We start from the raw sequence: 15,073 nt of genomic DNA on the forward strand, positions 1-15,073 counted from the left end.
TGCGATGTCGCATGGGCCTGAGGAGGCCGGGCTTAGGAGCCTTGTGCGTCGGCGCGCCCGTCTGTGGCGGGCTTTGCTCAGGGCATGCGTGAGGGCCACCCGTGGCACGTGTGTGCCGCGCGGTGGCCCTCGGGACGCCGTGGGATCAGTCTTGCTCGAAGCGCTTGCGGAAGCGCTCCTCCATTCGTTGTGAGAACGAGCTCCGGCCTGCGGGGCGACTCTTGCTGTCGCCCTCGGCCTGAGCAGCTGCGCCATCGTTGCCCCGCCGGATGGCGGTCAGCGTGATCAGCGCGCCGAAGAACATGACTAGGAAGCCGAGCAGGCTGACGGCTGGGAATCCCCAAAACCAGAACTCTTGCACGACGACACCCAGCACCAGCAGGGCGACGCCAACCACGAACAACGCTGCACCCTGGACCCGCCGCCGACGCGACGGACGCCTCAGGCGCGCACCGCGCACAGTGGAAGCGAACTTGGGGTCTTCGGCATAGAGCGCGCGCTCGATCTGGTCGAGCAGTCGCTGCTCGTGCTCGGAGAGTGGCATCTTTCCTCCTCCGGCACAGCTCTCACGGGCGCCGGGCGATTGCGGCCGCCGTACCCGGCGGGCGCCCCATCCCTGGGGCGTCACCTCAAGGATACGAGCCCCGCGCCTGCTCGACTACCCGATCCTGCACTCTCCCGCAGGGTCTTGCCAACACATCGCGACTCAGACGAGGATGCCCGCCGGACACGGACACGCGATCGGCGGAGTCAGCACGGCGTTTGGGAACGCCAAAGCCGTCGTGTCCTGCATCGATGACGTACGGTGACCGTCCGTGTCCAGTGAGTGTCCCGTCACCGTCTGTCGGGTGAACCTGTCAATTTCCTCAAGTGACCCGCGGCACGCGGTTGGGCGTGTCGGGCCCGGGCGCACTTGGCCGGAATTGTTCGGCTCAGAGATTTCGGAGTCCTATCAGGACCCTTTCCATCATCGCCAGATCCGGGTGACCGTCATCCGCCGACTTGGGCCGGTGAACCACCACCATGCCGGCCGACGCCATATCACCCAAAACGACACGGGCGACTCCAAGCGGTAACGACAACAACGCGGCGACTTCCGCCACCGAACGCGCCGACAAGCAAAGATCTGCGACCGAACGATGGTCATGGGTCATTGTTGACCCATTTCGGGCGAGGGTCGCGCGATTTGTGGAGATCAACGCCTCGATCGGCATGTCGTACGCGGTCTCGGTACGCCCGCCGGTCCACGCGTAGGGCCGGACGATCGAGCGGGTCCGGTCCACCTCGGTCCACTCGGGCTCCGGCTCGGGCGGCCAACCGCCTTGCTGCTGCGGGATACCCGCAGATGGCGGCGGTGGAAGCGGTGGTGGTGGCGGCAATTCGGGCCGTCCGAAACGAGCACCAGTCCGGCCTGTCCCTGACTTCGCCGTGGGCACGGCGGGCTCACCCCACTCCTCCTCAGTGTGCCCGCCAACGGCCGGCACGTGGCCAAAGCGCGCCCCAGTGCGCCCGACCTCGGTCTTTCGCCGATCAGATCCAGCCACGTGTGTCACGTCCCCCATGCCGGATTCCCAATGGTCCATCTGAAGAGGAGGCCAAAACGTTAGCCAAAATGGGCACGTTGGAGGTAACAGCGCTGTTTCGCGGTCGTTTTATCCCAGTTACTGAAATCCGATGCTCGGCCATCCGGGTGATAAATATGATGGTGTACCAACATGCACTGCACGGGTATGTATCCGACGAAAGTCCCGGTCAGATCAACCCGTGATCGACCGGAACCGGTTACGCGCCCGATTCGGTGACGCAGCAGGTCAGCAGCGGTGCGGCAGAAGCTCGCCTCAGGATGGCCAAGTACTGCACCACACAGGCCTGGTCACGCAGCTCGGTCAGGCGGGACTCGGCCACGCGGGACTCGATTGCGCGGGGTCCGGTCACGCGAGGTCGGTCACGCGGGACTCGATCAGACTGGCTCGGTCAGGTGAGGCTCGGTCAGGTGGAAGCCGATCACGCGGGACTGGGCCACGCGCGGCTTGGCCACGCCAGCCTCGATCAGGCCCGGCGTGGGCCATGCGAGTCTTCGAGCAGGCATGGCGCAGTCACGCGAAGGCACGATCAAGCCCGGCTTGGTCACGCGGGCCCCGGTCAGCCAGGAACTCCACCACGCCAGGCTCGATCAGGCCGCCCCTTGCGAGGGCTGTCGCGTGGAGGTCAGCGGCCTCATCCCCTTCGAAGGACATCGAGGAGCGCCACGGAAGCCGCCGCTCAAGTCGGCTGCGATCCGGCGTGGCTCAGCGGCCACAGCCCTCGGCTCAAGTCGGGCTGCGGTCGGGGCGTGGTTCAGTCGCCCCGGACCGGTCTGGGCTTTCGCCGAGTAGTGATGCGGGGCGGATCGCGGCGGTGCCGAACTTCGCTCGTGCTCGGTCGGCGGCTTGGTCGGCCTCGCGCCAGCCGCTTTCCGGGGCGTCGAGCAGCAGTTGTTCGCCGCCTTCGGTGGTCAGTTGTTCCATCCGCACGCCGATCAGCCGCACCGCTCCCGGCGGCGTCTGTTCGACCAGTAGCTGGCAGGCGACCTTGAAGATCTCCTGGGTCACGTCGGTCGGTACGAGCAGGGTCCGCGAGCGGCTGATCGTGGTGAAGTCGGCGAACCGCACCTTGATCGACACTGTTCGGCCGCGCAGTTCTCGTCGGCGCAAGGCGGCGGCCGTCTTGTCCGACAGCCGCAGCAGCTCACGCTTGAGCAATTCGCGGTCCCAGTGGTCGACCTCGAACGTCTCCTCCGCCCCTACCGACTTGTCGACCGACTCCGGCTCCACTGATCGGTCGTCATAGCCGTGCGCGAGTGGGTGCAGGTGTTCGGCGAGCGCGTTGCCGATGATCCGGCGCAGCCTTGGCAGTGGCGCCGCGGCTACGTCCGCGACCCGCTCGAGCCCGACGTCCGCCAGGCGTTCGGCGGTCTTCTTGCCGACACCCCACAACGCCGACACCGGCAGCGGGTGCAGGAACTCCAGCACCGACGCCTTGGGCACGACGAGCATGCCGTCCGGTTTGCACAGCCCGGACGCCAGTTTCGCCACGAACTTGGTCGGCGCCACCCCGACCGAGCACGTAATTCCGTGCTCGGCCTCGACGCGTTCCCTGATCAGCTGTCCGATCTGGCCGGAGGTCATCCCCATCCGCCGCAGCGCGCCGGAGACGTCCAGGAACGCCTCGTCCAGGCTCAGCGGTTCGACCAAGGGCGTGATGTCCCGGAAGATGCCCAGCACACCCCTGGACACCTCCTGGTACAGCCCGAACGTCGGCGACACGTACACCGCGTGCGGGCACAGCCGCCGCGCCCGGCTGGTGGGCATCGCCGAGCGCACGCCGTACTTGCGCGCGATGTAGTTGGCCGACGACACGACGCCCCGGTTGCCGATCCCGCCGACGACCACCGGTTTGTCCTTCAGCTCCGGCCGCTCCCGGATCTCGACCGACGCGTAGAAGGCGTCCATGTCGACGTGCAGGATCGAGCAGCCCGTGTCGTCCGGCCAGACGCCGTCGCGCGCCACGAACCGGTCAACCAGCCCGCGCGGTAAGTCACCACTTCTCCCCATGGATCACCTCCTTTTGTCCTCGGCGACACGCTAGACCCACCCACCGACAGTTTCGTGATCGCTGGTTACCGTCTGCGGTATGTCCAGGTGGCCACGCAGCGTGTACGAGGTCGGCGAAGAGCCGGATCCCAGGTTCTCACTGGCCAACGAGCGCACCTTCCTGGCGTGGCTGCGGACGTCGATCGCGCTGATGGCCGCCGGGATCGGCTTCGCCGCGCTCGGCCCGACGGGCAACGCGCTGGACCTGGCCGTGTCCTGTGCGCTGCTGGCGACCGGGATCACGTGCAGTCTCAGCGCGTTCCAGCACTGGATGGCGTGTGAGCGGGCGCTGCGCCTCAGCGAGCCACTCCCCTCGCCGTGGATGGCCGCGATCCTTGGCGTCGGCCTCGCCGTCACCGGAGTCCTGGCCGCGATCTTGGTGCTCCGCCGATGAGGCCGATGAGACGCCAGCCGTGGGATCCCGGCCTGCAGGTCGAACGCACCGCCCTGGCGTGGATGCGGACGTGCCTGTCGCTGATCGTGGTCGCCTTGATCGCGTTCCGCTTCGCCGCACATGAGAGCCTCGCGCTGGCGCTCGGCCTCGGTGCGATCGTCGTCCCGCTGGCGTTGCTAGCGCTCTGGCTGGCGTGGCGCCGCTTCCGTGCCAGCAGCGCCAGACTGGCCGAAGGCAGGCGTTTGCCGGACGCGTTGCTGCCGGTCACGATGGCGATCGTGACCACGCTGACCGGCGTCCTTGGATTTGTCTACGTCGTACTGGAGCGCTAACGACGGCCGAGGGCGTGCAACCGCGCGGCGACGTCCAGCAGCGGTGATGTGGTCGAAGCGGCGAGTTCCAGCTGGGCGAGCGCCTCGGCGGCGCCGGGATTGCTGTCCAGCACCGAGCCGGGCACCAGGTCGGAGAACACGCCGTGGCCCTGGACCAGCTCGACCTTGAGGCCGCCGTCGACGAGCAGCTGGTTCAGTCCGGTGATGTCGTACCGGCGGGACAGGGTCTCCTCGACCAGCTGCCCGGCCGGGTCGTCCAGCAGCCTGCGGGCTTCGACGATCCGCCCGCTGATCGCCCGGTGCAGGATCGCGGCGTAGCGGTTCGCGACGAGCACCGACACCAGCCCGCCGGGGGCGGTGGCTTCGGCCATCGCGGCGATCGTGGTCTTGGGGTCGTCCACCACCTCGAGCACGCCGTGCCCGAGCACCAGGTCGACCGACCCGGCCGGGATGAGCTGGGCCAGGGCGTCACTGTCGCCCTGCAGCGCGGTGATCGAGTCCACCACGCCGGCCTCCTGCGCTCGCCGGTGCAGCGTGGCCAGCGCGTTCGGGCTCGGGTCGACCACGGTCACGGCACAGCCGGCCGCGGCGAGCGGAACGGCCCACACGCCACTGCCGCCACCCACATCCAGCACCCGCGGCGGCTCGCCCGCGCGGCGGTCACGCGCTGCAGCCAGCTCGGCGTAGAGCACGCGGCGCACGGCATCTGGTCGCATGTTCGAAACCCTAAACGGTGGTCATGGCCTTGGTGGACGGGACCCGAGACGGAGACGGTCAGTAGACCGTAGGCTTCTGCGAGTGCAGACGGTCGCAGTACTGAGCCTCAAGGGCGGAGTCGGCAAAACGACGGTAGTGCTCGGCCTGGCGTCGGCCGCCTTGCGGCGTGGCGCACGGACCCTGGTTGTCGACCTGGACCCGCAGTGCAACGCCACCGCGACGCTGGACCCCGAGGAGACCGGGACGACTCTGGCCAACGTGCTGGAGAGCCCCCGGTTGCCGGTGGTCAAGTCGGCGATCGCGGCCAGTGCGTGGGGTGAGGGGGTGGATGTGCTGGTGGGCTCCGAGGACGTTGAGGAGCTCAACCATCCGAACCCCGGAGCACGCCGTCTCGGCAACCTCGGTCGCGCGCTGCAAGAGGTCAACAAGTACATCGAAGACGGTGAGCTGCCGTACGAGCTGGTGCTCCTCGACTGCCCGCCGTCACTCGGACGGCTGACTCGCTCCGCGCTCGTCGCCGCGGGCGGCGCGCTGTTGGTCACGGAGCCGACGCTGTACGCCGTGTCCGGCGCGCAGCGTGCGTTCGACGCCATCGCAGAGACGCGTGAGCAGTACAACCCCGATCTGACGACCTTGGGTGTCGTGGTCAACCGCGTGCGGCCACGCTCGTATGAGCACCAGTTCCGCATCCAGGAGTTGCGTGAGCACTTCGGCTCGCTCGTACTGCCCGTAGCCCTGCCCGACCGTCTCGCCGTGCAACAGGCACAGGGCGCATGCATGCCCATTCACCAATGGGGGACGCCAGGCGCCCGTGAGGTCGCGTTGGCGTTCAACCTCGTGCTGGCGCGCGTGCTGCGGTCAGGACGACGCGGACGGCACCACGAGTTCGCGTGGCCCGAGAGCGACGGCGACGAAGCGGCTGATGCCTGAAGGCGACACGGTCTTCCAAGCCGGCCACAAGCTGAGACAAGCACTGGCCGGGCAGGTGCTGGTTCGCGGTGAGCTACGTCACCCTCGTCTGTCGACGCATGACCTCGCGGGGCGGACGGTGGTCGGCGTGCGCACCGTCGGCAAGCACATCTTCATCCGGTTCGACAACGGCGTGAGCTTCCACAACCACTTGCTCATGGACGGTGGATGGCACTTCGGCCGTCCAGGCGCGCGCTGGCGTTCGCCCGCGCACCAAGTGCGGGCTGTGCTCACCAACTCGACGGCTGAGGCGATCGGTGTCCGCCTGCACCAGATGCAATTGTTGGCCACTGACAAGGAAAACGTGGTCGTCGGGCACCTCGGACCGGACCTGCTCGATCCATCGTGGACAGACGAGCACACCCGGCGCGCCGAACAAGCACTGGCCGCCGACCCGGCCCGCGAGATCGGCATCGCCCTGTTGGACCAGCGGGTGATGGCGGGCATCGGAAACGTCTACAAGGCAGAGGTTTGCTTCCTGCTCGGCGTGTCACCGTGGGCACCGGTATCCGGAGTGGACGTCTCACGCGCGGTGTCGATCAGCCGAGATGTGTTGACGCGCAACGCTTTGAGCCCTCGGCGCAACACCACAGGGTCCGCTGTGCGGGGACGGGAGCTGTGGGTCTACGAGCAGACCCGGCGCGGCTGCCTGAAGTGCGGCGGCCGGATCAAGGTCGCCGACCAAGGCAGCGGGCTGGAGGTGCGCAGGACGTGGTACTGCCCGGCCTGCCAGCCGCCGCCACAAAATTCGTTGCCGCCCACCGGCCACTCGACATAAGTTGGATGTACACGAGAGAGGAGGTGGTCCAAAGTTGTATACCAACAGGACACGTGAGGTGGCTGTCCGCTAAGGACCACCACAGGCTCCAGCCGGCCGGCGAACACGGCAGACGCTGGTCTTCCAGCGCCGTTGACGCGGGCGTGTGGTCGGCGAATCCACAACAGCCACCGGCCCTCGGGGTTTCCGGGAGAAGTCCAATCCCGGACCTTGTGCACCAGCACAAGGAGTCACCCCGGGGGTTTCTCACTCTGGCGAACCATGCTCGGTTGCTTCGCAACCTCGCCGGGTCGCTCGCCGTATCTTCTGGGGGACGACCCCCAGACCCCCGACGCCTCGGCGCTCATTATCGCGTCGTAGGGACGCCGTTCGAGCCGCGCCAGGGCATTCTTATCGCGCATTGAGCAACGCTTCGGCCACGTAGAGGTCCTGCAGGGCGATGCCGGAGCTGTCGAAGACCGTGATGTCGTCGTCCGCAAGGCGTCCTTCGGCTTTTCCAGTCAGCACGTCGCCCAGCGCGGTCAGCCGTGTGCGGTCCGCGACGTGCTGCATCTCGCCGATTTCGGCCGACTGCGAAGGCAGGTCGCAGAACAGCCGGGCATTCGCCAGTAGTTCGGGCGGAAGTTCCTGCTTGCCGCGGGCGTCCGATCCCATGCTCGCCACGTGCGTTCCCGGCCGCACCCAGTCGGACTCGAACAGCGGAGCGCGAGCAGTCGTAGCAGTGACGATGATGTCGGCTTGACGACACGCATCGTGTGCCGTGCTCAACTGGCCCTTAAGTCCCTTTTGTGACAGTAGTTCCACGAATCGCTCGCCTCGATCAGCCGACCGGGCAACGACATGAACCGTCTCCAGGGCACGAACCTTGCTCACCGCCACACATTCGTAGAGCGCCTGGTTCCCGGTTCCGAAGATGGCGAGCGTTGTGGCATCCCGCCGCGCGAGGACGTCCGCGGCCACCGCGTCGGCCGCGGCGGTGCGGAAGGCGTTGACCGTCCCCGCTTCGATGGTCGCGGCGATTCGCCCGGTTTCCTGGTCGAAGAGCAGAATGATCGAGTTGTGCCGTGGCATGCCTTTGGCCTCGTTGCCGGGCCAGAAGCTGCCGACCTTCACGCCGGCGAGGCGATCCGAGGCCGCTGATTTGACTGTGAAGCGGTTGCCGGGCTCTGATCCGTGACCGAGGACGACCGGGAAGGTCTGCGCGTCGGTCGCGGCGATCAGCGCGTCACGGGCCGCTGCGAACGCCATCTCCTCAGTGATCAGCGCGGCGGACTCCGTCTCGGAGAGAAAACGCATCTTCACCATCCCCTGACGCGCGGCCACACGGCCTGGATCGCGCTAGAACTGTCGGTCACTTGGTATTGGTCATGTTGCGCGGCCGTAGCGCATGCGTGGTTGGGCAGGATCCGCAGGCGCGTGCCGACCGGAATGTCCGGGAGTTCGGCGGCACTTCCTGGCCGGATGGACAGGATTCCGTGTTCCTGGCTGGCGTCGGTCATCAGCAAATCGTCGAGCAGGACGCCGTCGAGGTCGGCGACCAGGCCGTAGCCCTGATCCACTCGCTGGCGGGCGGTGCCGCGGTCGCGAGAGGTCGCCATCCAGCCGCCATCGGTCAGGATCCAGCCCTTGTCCGGACGATGACCGATCACGGTCGTGACCACCGTCATGGCGAGATCCTGGACATCGCATACGCCGATGCCCGCCATCACCAGGTCGAAGAACACGAAATTTCCCGCGCGCACCTCGGTCACGCCGGTCAAGTCCTGCGCGAAGTGCGCGGTCGGTGTGGATCCGACGCTTACCACCGGCGCCTGAAATCCTTCCGCACGCAGGAAATCCGCGACCTGGACGGCACAGCGGCGCTCGTTGTCCGCCGCCGCGACCAGTGCGGCGGGACTGTCGGCGAAGTACGACTCGCCTGCGTGGGTGAGCACTCCGCGTACCTCGCCGCCACCGTTGTGCAGCGTCCGCGCGATCTCGGCAGCGACGGGGTCACCCGGCGCGATGCCACCCCGGTGACCGTCGCAGTCGACCTCGATCAACGCCGGTATCCGGGCCCGGCCAACGGCAGCGGCCGGTGCCACGCTGTCCAGCAGCACAACGAGATCCACCCCGCGTTCGCGCAGGGTGACCACCCGGTCGAGCTTGTCCGGCGCTATGCCTACCGCGTAGAGGATGTCGGTGAAACCCGCGGCGGCGAAGGCTTCGGCCTCGGCGAGGGTCGATACGGTGATCGGACCGGCCTGGCCGTCGAACAGCATTCGAGCCACCTCGACGCTTTTGGCGGTCTTGAGGTGCGGGCGAAGCGGGGTTTTCAGCCGACCGCGCAACCGCGCGATGTTCGCTTCGAGCTTTCCCTTGTCCAGAGCCAGAAATGGCGTCATGGGCGAACCGAGCGTGGTCACGCTTCCTCCTTGCGGCATTCCGCGAGATCCGCGTACAGGCCCGATCGCGACATCCCCAGCCGTTCGGCGACCCGGGGGACGGCGTTGCGCACCGCGAACACCCCGCGTTCGTCGAGCGCCTTGATCAGCTCGAGCCGCTCGGTCCTGCTCAGTCCGCTCGCCAGCTTGCCTCTCGCCAGTTCTTCCTTGCGTACCAACGCATCGACCACGTCGGCGAAGTCGTCGGTGAACGTCGTGGACCCGACGTCGGCGGGCACGCCTCCGGCCAATGCGGACAGGATGTCGCCGGCCTGACGCAGTGCGGTCACGTCGATGTTGACGCAGAGCGCGCCGAAAACATGGCCGTTTTCGTCCCGCAGCGGCATGGTCGACGACTTGACGACGCGACCAGCCGGAGTACGTGTGACGTAGTTCAAGTCGTTCTCCGCGTGGTCACCTTTGGCCAGAACAGCGAGCCCGATCTCGCTCAGGGCACCGCCGACCTGTCGCCCGGTCACCTGCCCGGCCACTGCCACGACCGACCGATCACCTTGCCGGTAGTCGTGCAGGACGACTTCACACGACGGGCCGAACGTCGCCGCCAAGCCCTCGATGACCGGCCGCAGCGCGGCCAAGATCGCATCCGACACGTACCTCAGCCTAGACCAAGTGTCCGAGAGTTGGACGTTTCGTCCATCACATGCCGGAGGCGATGGGCGAGGTGTCTGGGCAGCAAGGCAGCATGTAGGCGTGTACAAGCTGATTCGACGGGGTCTGTTCCGGTTCGGCGGTGGGGACGCGGAGGTCGCGCATCATCGGACCACCGCGATCCTCGCGAAGGCCGCGCCGGTGCTCGGGCCGTTGGGGAAGGTGCTGACCGTTGACGCGCCGGTGACGGTGTTCGGCGTCCGGTTCCCCAACCCGGTCGGCCTGGCTGCCGGGATGGACAAGGACGGCACCGCCCTGCATGCCTGGCCCGCCTTGGGGTTCGGGTTCGTCGAAGTCGGCACGGTGACCGCGATCGCGCAGCCGGGCAACCCGAAGCCGCGGCTTTTCCGGCTAGTGGACAGCGAGGCCGTGATCAACCGGATGGGCTTCAACAACTCCGGCGCCGACGCGCTCGCCAGCCGGTTGCTGGCCGGCCGCAAACCCAAGGTGCCGTTGGGGATCAGCATCGGCAAGTCAAAGGTCGTGCCGGTCGAGCAGGCTGTTGAGGACTACCGGAAGTCGTTGCGGGCGCTGTACCCGTACGGCGACTACTTCGCGGTGAATGTCAGTTCTCCCAACACTCCTGGGCTTCGTGGCTTGCAGGACCGCTCGGCACTGAGTGAGCTGCTGGCCGAATTGACGTTGGAATGCAAGGCTTTGGCCGAGCGGGAACGGTCGGCACCCAGGCCGTTGCTGGTGAAGATCGCGCCGGATCTGACCGATGAGGCGATCGCGGAAGTCCTTGAGGTGTGCGACGAACACGGTGTCAGCGGCGTGATCGCGACCAATACCACGCTCAGCCGCGAGGGCATCGCGCCTGCGGATCAGCACCTGGCCAGCGAGGCCGGTGGACTCAGTGGACGGCCGTTGACCGTGCGGGCGCGTGAGGTTGTCTCGTTCGTGCACAAGCAGACCGGCGGCAGTCTGCCGATCATCGGGGTCGGCGGGATCATGGACACCGACGACGCCGCGCGGATGTTCGACGCGGGCGCCAGCCTGGTTCAGCTCTACACCGGGTTCATCTACGGCGGGCCTGGGCTGGTGCGCAGGATCGGCCGGTCGCGTAGATGACCGTACGTACAAATATTTGAGCCGTTCGAGTTACGGCCCATCTGATCAGGTGAACTTCTCCCGGCGGACCCGCAGGCGCCGTACCACGGGATAGAGGACCACGATCGCGACCGAGCCCCACGCGACGCCGTGCAGCTCGAGTCCCCAGATCGAGACGGTCAGATCGCCCACTCCGGCGATCACAGCCGCGCCCGCGATCATCATCGTGACCGGGTTGGTCAGGTCGACCTTGGACTGCGCCCAGATCCGGATCCCGAGCATGCCGAGCAGCCCGAACAGGCCGATGCCCAGCCCGCCGACCACGCCGGGCGGCATTGTGTCGATCAACGCGGCGACTTTCGGCATGAACGCCAGCAGGACAGCGCAGACCGCGGCCATGGCGCATGCTGCCGTCGACAGCACCTTGGTCGCGACCATCAGCCCGGTGTTCGCCGGGTAAGCCGTGGTTCCCGTACCGCCCGCGGCTCCGGCCAGCGCCGTGGAGACACCGTTGGCGATCAACGCGTCGCCGATGCTGGGATCCAGGTCCTGTCCGCTGATCGTGGCGACGGCTTTGACGTGCGCGACCATTTCCGCCACCAGCACCAGCACCACCGGCACCGACAGCACCATCACCGACGGCAGCAGCTCGGGAGCGTGGAACTCGGGCACGCCGAACCACGGCGCGTTGATCAGCGCGTCGATCTTCGCGGTCTCGATCCGTCCGGACGCGATCGCGATCAGCCACCCGACACCCGCTCCGACCAGCAAAGAAAGCCGGGAGAGCATGCCGCGCGACAGCACGAGGCACAACAGGACCGTGCCGGCGGTGATGACGCCGATGCCGGGCTGGGACTGGAACGGGTCCGCGGCGTACGGCGCCATGCTCAGCCCGACGAGGAGCACGAGCCCACCAGTCACCACCGGCGGCAGCACCGATTCGAGCAGGCGTACGCCCAAGGCCTTCACCGCGATGCCGAAAACGATCAGGATGCCGCCCGCGACGACAACCGCACCCAGCTGCGCCGCGACACCGTGCTGCTTGGCCGCCACAAGAGGCGCCATGAAGGCGAACGACGAACCGAGATAGCCCGGCACCCGATTGCGCGTGACGACCAGGAAGACGATCGTGCCGACGCCGGAGAACAGCAGCGTGGTGCTCGGCGGCAGGCCGACAGCGACCGGGACGAAGATCGTCGCGCTGATCATCGCGGCGACATGTTGCGCGCCGAACCCCGCCATCACCGGCCAGCTGAGTCGCTCGCGGGCGCCGATCAGCTCACCGTCGCGTACCCGGCGTCCGTCGCCGTGTACGGACCACAGCATCACCGTCGCGTCCCTTCCCCGCTGAACCTTGCGGGCATACTGCCACGTCATGTAGCCGACCTTGCTACGTGACCCTCCTGTTATCACACGTTTGCCCTAGTGGCCTGGCAGCAAGATGTCAGTGCGGAGTAGCAAAACTACGAAGAGTGACGCAAACGCCGTTGATACAACCGGCCGTGATCATCCCTGGTTGTCCGGGCGACAGGCCGGGTTTTCTGCCTTCAGGGGCGGTCCGGGAAGATCTCGCGCAGGGCGACGGCCAGGCCATGCAGGCGGTCAGTGGCGTCGGTGAGGGCGTAGTTGTCCGGGCCGCCGGACGAGTTGGCAGCGACGAGGCGACCGGCGGCGGCGATCAGGGCGCCGTAGCCTTCGAGGCCTTCCTCGAGCTGCTCCTTCATCCGCAGGACGCCCTCGGACAGTGCGTGGCGGTCGGCAGCGGGGGCCATGTCGCGGGCGCGCTCGACGGCCTGAAGTTCGGCCGCGACTTCACGCAGCGCGCTGGCGGCCTCGGCGCCCGACGCTCGGGCTTGCTCGACGGAATCGGCGGGGACCGTGCTTCGCGGGGAGCTGAGCTGGCGGAGTAGGTCCGCCAGCACGCGTTCGGCGTCCTGCAGGCGTTCCATCGGTTCACGGGCCGCGGAGCGGGCAGGCGGAAGCGAAGGCTTCGCGGTGGGAACGGGAGCGCGGTTCAGCCGGCGGAGACGGCCACCCGACTTGGCGCCGAGGGCCAACGACCCGAGGGCGAAGACACCGATCACCGCTCCGGCCAGTGTTGCCTCGAAGCCCGCCGTTCCGGTGGCGATCACCGCGCCGACCACGCCGAGCAACAGCCCAAGAAAGACGAAGATCCACATCGCCGCGGCCGCGCGTTTCTTGCGGCGCTCGTGTTTCGCCACCGGATCTCCGAAGCGGGCGAGCTGAGCGCGGACCTGGTCGGCGACCTGGCCGCGTAGCTGCTTTTCGACAAGCTGGCGAAGTTCCAGGAAATCGCCTCTACGCGGCCTGTCCACCGGTCACATCCTTTGTGAGTTTCAGTTGCCCTGCTGGTTCGCCCGCTGCTCCTGCGCCACCCGCTGCTGGATCTCGGCCTGGATGTTGGCCGTGGGGTTGGCCGCCGTCTGCTGGCCGCTCGTCACCTGCTTGGCGGCGCCACCACCGGCCATGGACGCGCGGATCTGCTCGAGGCGCGACTGGCCCGCCATCTCCGTGGTGGACGCCTGGACCTCCATCATCCGGCCCTGGACGGAGTTCTGCGCCAGCTCGGCCGAACCGAGCGCCGTGGTGTAGCGCTTCTCGATCTTGTCGCGGACCTCTTCGAGGGACGGGACGTTGCCGGGCGCCGCGAGCTCGCTCATCTGGTTGAGCGACTTGGAGACCTGCTCCTGCATCTTGGCCTGCTCGAGCTGGCTGAGCAGCTTGGTGCGCTCGGCGAGCTTCTGCTGCAGCACCATCGCGTTGCGCTCGACCGCCGCCTTGGCCTGTGCCGCGGCCTGCAGCGACTGGTCGTGCAGCGTCTTGAGGTCCTCGATGCCCTGCTCGGCGGTGACCAGCTGGGTCGCGAAGGACTGCGCGGCCTGCTCGAACTGGGTGGCCTTGGCGTCGTCGCCCTTGGACCGCGCCTCGTCGGCGAGCACGAGCGCCTGACGTGCCGAGGCCTGCAGCTTCTCCACCTCGCCGAGCTGGCGGTTGAGCTTCATCTCCAGCTGGCGCTGGTTTCCGATCACAGCGGCGGCCTGCTGCGAGAGGGCCTGGTGCTGGCGCTGCGCCTCCTCGATGGCCTGCTGGATCTGTACCTTCGGGTCGGCGTGCTCGTCAATCTTGGACGAGAACGACGCCATGAGATACTTCCAGAACTTCACAAAAGGGTTGGCCATCTCCTCCGCCTGCCTTCTTGCGTACTACGGCTGCCTACAGGCAACGACCCGGGTACCTGTCCAGGTTCCATCGTGTCAGGTGCGCGATTGTCGTTCCACCGGGCCCAGGGGTAAATCAGGGATGGCCCTGATCATTCACCGCGGGTTCGGCGGGACGAGTCGTGCGATTGACCTCCCTTGAGACATGGTGCGCACCGGAACCCCGATATCGAACTTAACCCTGTTGCGGGCGCCCGGCCGCAGTTTCCTGCAAATGAAGAGCCGACCGGGTCGCCATAGGGGCAACCCGGTCGGCTCGTGCGGTTGTTGGTTACGCCGCGAAAACGCTGGCCCTGGCGATGTCCGGGCCGAGACGATGCGACAGCGCCGACTGGATCCGCAGGTCGGACAGGGTGTCGCCGACCACGGTGTCCAGTCCGATGTCCCCGGCGCCCAGCAGTTCGTCCGGCACGCCGAGCGATCCGCCGTCGAGCCCCGCGGCCGACATGCTGGCTTCGCCGTTGCCGCCCGACTGGGCCGGCGCGCTGGGCGCTGGCTCCTCGCGCTTGGCCGCCGACTCCATCTGCGCCGACTCCAGCAGCTTGTCCGGGTCGATGCCGCTCATGTCGTTGGCCACGTTGTAGAGCAGCTCCGGCAGCGGCAGCTCCAACGCGTCACAGATCGCGGCCAGCAGCTCGCTGGACGCTTCCTTCTGCCCACGCTCCACCTCGGAGAGGTAGCCCAAGCTCACCCGCGCGGTCCGAGAGACCTCGCGCAGCGTGCGGCGCTGGATCGTGCGGGCATGACGGAGACGGTCACCGATCGCCTCACGCAACAGCACACTCATCGCGCCTCCCTTCACCGGCGGGCCCGTGCCGACCACGTTACCGAGCCACTAGGACTTCACGCACCGACTTGACACGCCGTACG

General features: G+C 67.5%; 19 protein-coding genes. 5 read left to right on the forward strand and 14 right to left on the reverse strand.

What is annotated here, in order from left to right; all coding sequences use genetic code 11:
* Positions 1-145: 145 nt before the first annotated feature.
* The 6 genes from B9C43_RS22955 to B9C43_RS22965 form a co-directional block, all read right to left on the reverse strand.
* Positions 146-544 carry a DUF3040 domain-containing protein gene (locus tag B9C43_RS22955; RefSeq protein WP_033387022.1) on the reverse strand — a complete coding sequence of 133 codons (399 nt, stop codon included), beginning with the start codon at positions 542-544 and terminating at the stop codon, positions 146-148.
* 388 nt (positions 545-932) lie between these two features.
* A complete protein-coding gene (locus B9C43_RS56810; protein WP_051896462.1) occupies positions 933-1,283 on the reverse strand; it encodes a DUF742 domain-containing protein in 351 nt (116 codons plus the stop codon).
* Positions 1,284-1,782: 499 nt separating this feature from the next.
* A complete protein-coding gene (locus tag B9C43_RS59630; protein WP_268811580.1) occupies positions 1,783-1,905 on the reverse strand; it encodes a hypothetical protein in 123 nt (40 codons plus the stop codon).
* A gap of 55 nt (positions 1,906-1,960) precedes the next feature.
* Positions 1,961-2,089 (reverse strand): hypothetical protein, encoded by a 129-nt coding sequence (locus B9C43_RS59635; RefSeq protein WP_268811581.1) that lies wholly within the window; start codon positions 2,087-2,089, stop codon positions 1,961-1,963.
* A 7-nt stretch (positions 2,090-2,096) separates the two neighbouring features.
* Positions 2,097-2,237 (reverse strand): hypothetical protein, encoded by a 141-nt coding sequence (locus tag B9C43_RS56815; RefSeq protein ID WP_160096646.1) that lies wholly within the window; start codon positions 2,235-2,237, stop codon positions 2,097-2,099.
* Positions 2,238-2,309: 72 nt separating this feature from the next.
* Positions 2,310-3,593 (reverse strand): DNA polymerase IV, encoded by a 1,284-nt coding sequence (locus B9C43_RS22965; protein WP_084428859.1) that lies wholly within the window; start codon positions 3,591-3,593, stop codon positions 2,310-2,312.
* A gap of 79 nt (positions 3,594-3,672) precedes the next feature.
* On the opposite strand from B9C43_RS22965, the gene B9C43_RS22970 reads away from it, so the two are divergent.
* Both B9C43_RS22970 and B9C43_RS22975 read left to right on the forward strand, forming a co-directional pair.
* A complete protein-coding gene (locus B9C43_RS22970) occupies positions 3,673-4,026 on the forward strand; it encodes a YidH family protein (protein WP_033387024.1) in 354 nt (117 codons plus the stop codon).
* 5 nt (positions 4,027-4,031) lie between these two features.
* Entirely contained in the window at positions 4,032-4,358 is a 327-nt protein-coding gene (locus tag B9C43_RS22975; protein ID WP_160096648.1) for a DUF202 domain-containing protein, read from the forward strand.
* On the opposite strand, the gene B9C43_RS22980 is transcribed toward B9C43_RS22975, so the two are convergent.
* A complete protein-coding gene (locus tag B9C43_RS22980; protein ID WP_084428861.1) occupies positions 4,355-5,074 on the reverse strand; it encodes a class I SAM-dependent methyltransferase in 720 nt (239 codons plus the stop codon). The two genes, B9C43_RS22975 and B9C43_RS22980, sit on opposite strands and share 4 nt — an antisense overlap.
* Positions 5,075-5,156: 82 nt before the next feature.
* On the opposite strand from B9C43_RS22980, the gene B9C43_RS22985 reads away from it, so the two are divergent.
* The gene (locus B9C43_RS22985) at positions 5,157-6,005 is read left to right on the forward strand and encodes a ParA family protein (RefSeq protein ID WP_033387034.1); all 849 of its coding nucleotides are present in this window, start codon (positions 5,157-5,159) and stop codon (positions 6,003-6,005) included.
* A complete protein-coding gene (locus B9C43_RS22990; RefSeq protein WP_084428862.1) occupies positions 5,998-6,822 on the forward strand; it encodes a DNA-formamidopyrimidine glycosylase family protein in 825 nt (274 codons plus the stop codon). The genes B9C43_RS22985 and B9C43_RS22990 overlap by 8 nt, the downstream gene beginning before the upstream one ends.
* Before the next feature lie 390 nt (positions 6,823-7,212).
* On the opposite strand, the gene B9C43_RS22995 is transcribed toward B9C43_RS22990, so the two are convergent.
* From B9C43_RS22995 to B9C43_RS23005, 3 genes are read right to left on the reverse strand one after another with little or no spacing between them, the layout of a single operon-like run.
* On the reverse strand, positions 7,213-8,118 hold the full coding sequence (locus tag B9C43_RS22995) for an ornithine cyclodeaminase family protein (RefSeq protein WP_084429190.1): 906 nt from the start codon (positions 8,116-8,118) through the stop codon (positions 7,213-7,215).
* Between the two features lie 2 nt (positions 8,119-8,120).
* Positions 8,121-9,227: an alanine racemase gene (locus tag B9C43_RS23000; RefSeq protein ID WP_235038771.1), complete on the reverse strand. Its 1,107-nt coding sequence runs from the start codon at positions 9,225-9,227 to the stop codon at positions 8,121-8,123.
* Positions 9,224-9,856 carry a helix-turn-helix transcriptional regulator gene (locus tag B9C43_RS23005; protein WP_200825645.1) on the reverse strand — a complete coding sequence of 211 codons (633 nt, stop codon included), beginning with the start codon at positions 9,854-9,856 and terminating at the stop codon, positions 9,224-9,226. The genes B9C43_RS23000 and B9C43_RS23005 overlap by 4 nt, the downstream gene beginning before the upstream one ends.
* A 100-nt stretch (positions 9,857-9,956) precedes the next feature.
* Here B9C43_RS23005 and B9C43_RS23010 point away from each other — a divergent pair, with 100 nt between their 5' ends.
* On the forward strand, positions 9,957-10,985 hold the full coding sequence (locus B9C43_RS23010) for a quinone-dependent dihydroorotate dehydrogenase (RefSeq protein ID WP_235038772.1): 1,029 nt from the start codon (positions 9,957-9,959) through the stop codon (positions 10,983-10,985).
* A 45-nt stretch (positions 10,986-11,030) separates the two neighbouring features.
* Here B9C43_RS23010 and B9C43_RS23015 read toward each other — a convergent pair whose 3' ends face one another.
* The 4 genes from B9C43_RS23015 to B9C43_RS23030 all read right to left on the reverse strand — a co-directional run bounded on the left by B9C43_RS23015 (position 11,031) and on the right by B9C43_RS23030 (position 14,990).
* On the reverse strand, positions 11,031-12,341 hold the full coding sequence (locus tag B9C43_RS23015) for a uracil-xanthine permease family protein (protein WP_235038773.1): 1,311 nt from the start codon (positions 12,339-12,341) through the stop codon (positions 11,031-11,033).
* Positions 12,342-12,511: 170 nt separating this feature from the next.
* Positions 12,512-13,300, reverse strand: coding sequence for a phage shock envelope stress response protein PspM (gene pspM, locus B9C43_RS23020; RefSeq protein ID WP_033387047.1), 789 nt, complete (start codon positions 13,298-13,300; stop codon positions 12,512-12,514).
* A 21-nt stretch (positions 13,301-13,321) separates the two neighbouring features.
* A complete protein-coding gene (locus tag B9C43_RS23025) occupies positions 13,322-14,164 on the reverse strand; it encodes a PspA/IM30 family protein (RefSeq protein ID WP_033387049.1) in 843 nt (280 codons plus the stop codon).
* Positions 14,165-14,474: 310 nt separating this feature from the next.
* A complete protein-coding gene (locus B9C43_RS23030) occupies positions 14,475-14,990 on the reverse strand; it encodes a helix-turn-helix domain-containing protein (protein WP_084428867.1) in 516 nt (171 codons plus the stop codon).
* Positions 14,991-15,073 lie beyond the last annotated feature (83 nt).

The organism is Kibdelosporangium aridum, from assembly GCF_900176515.1.
Taxonomy (GTDB): domain Bacteria; phylum Actinomycetota; class Actinomycetes; order Mycobacteriales; family Pseudonocardiaceae; genus Kibdelosporangium; species Kibdelosporangium aridum.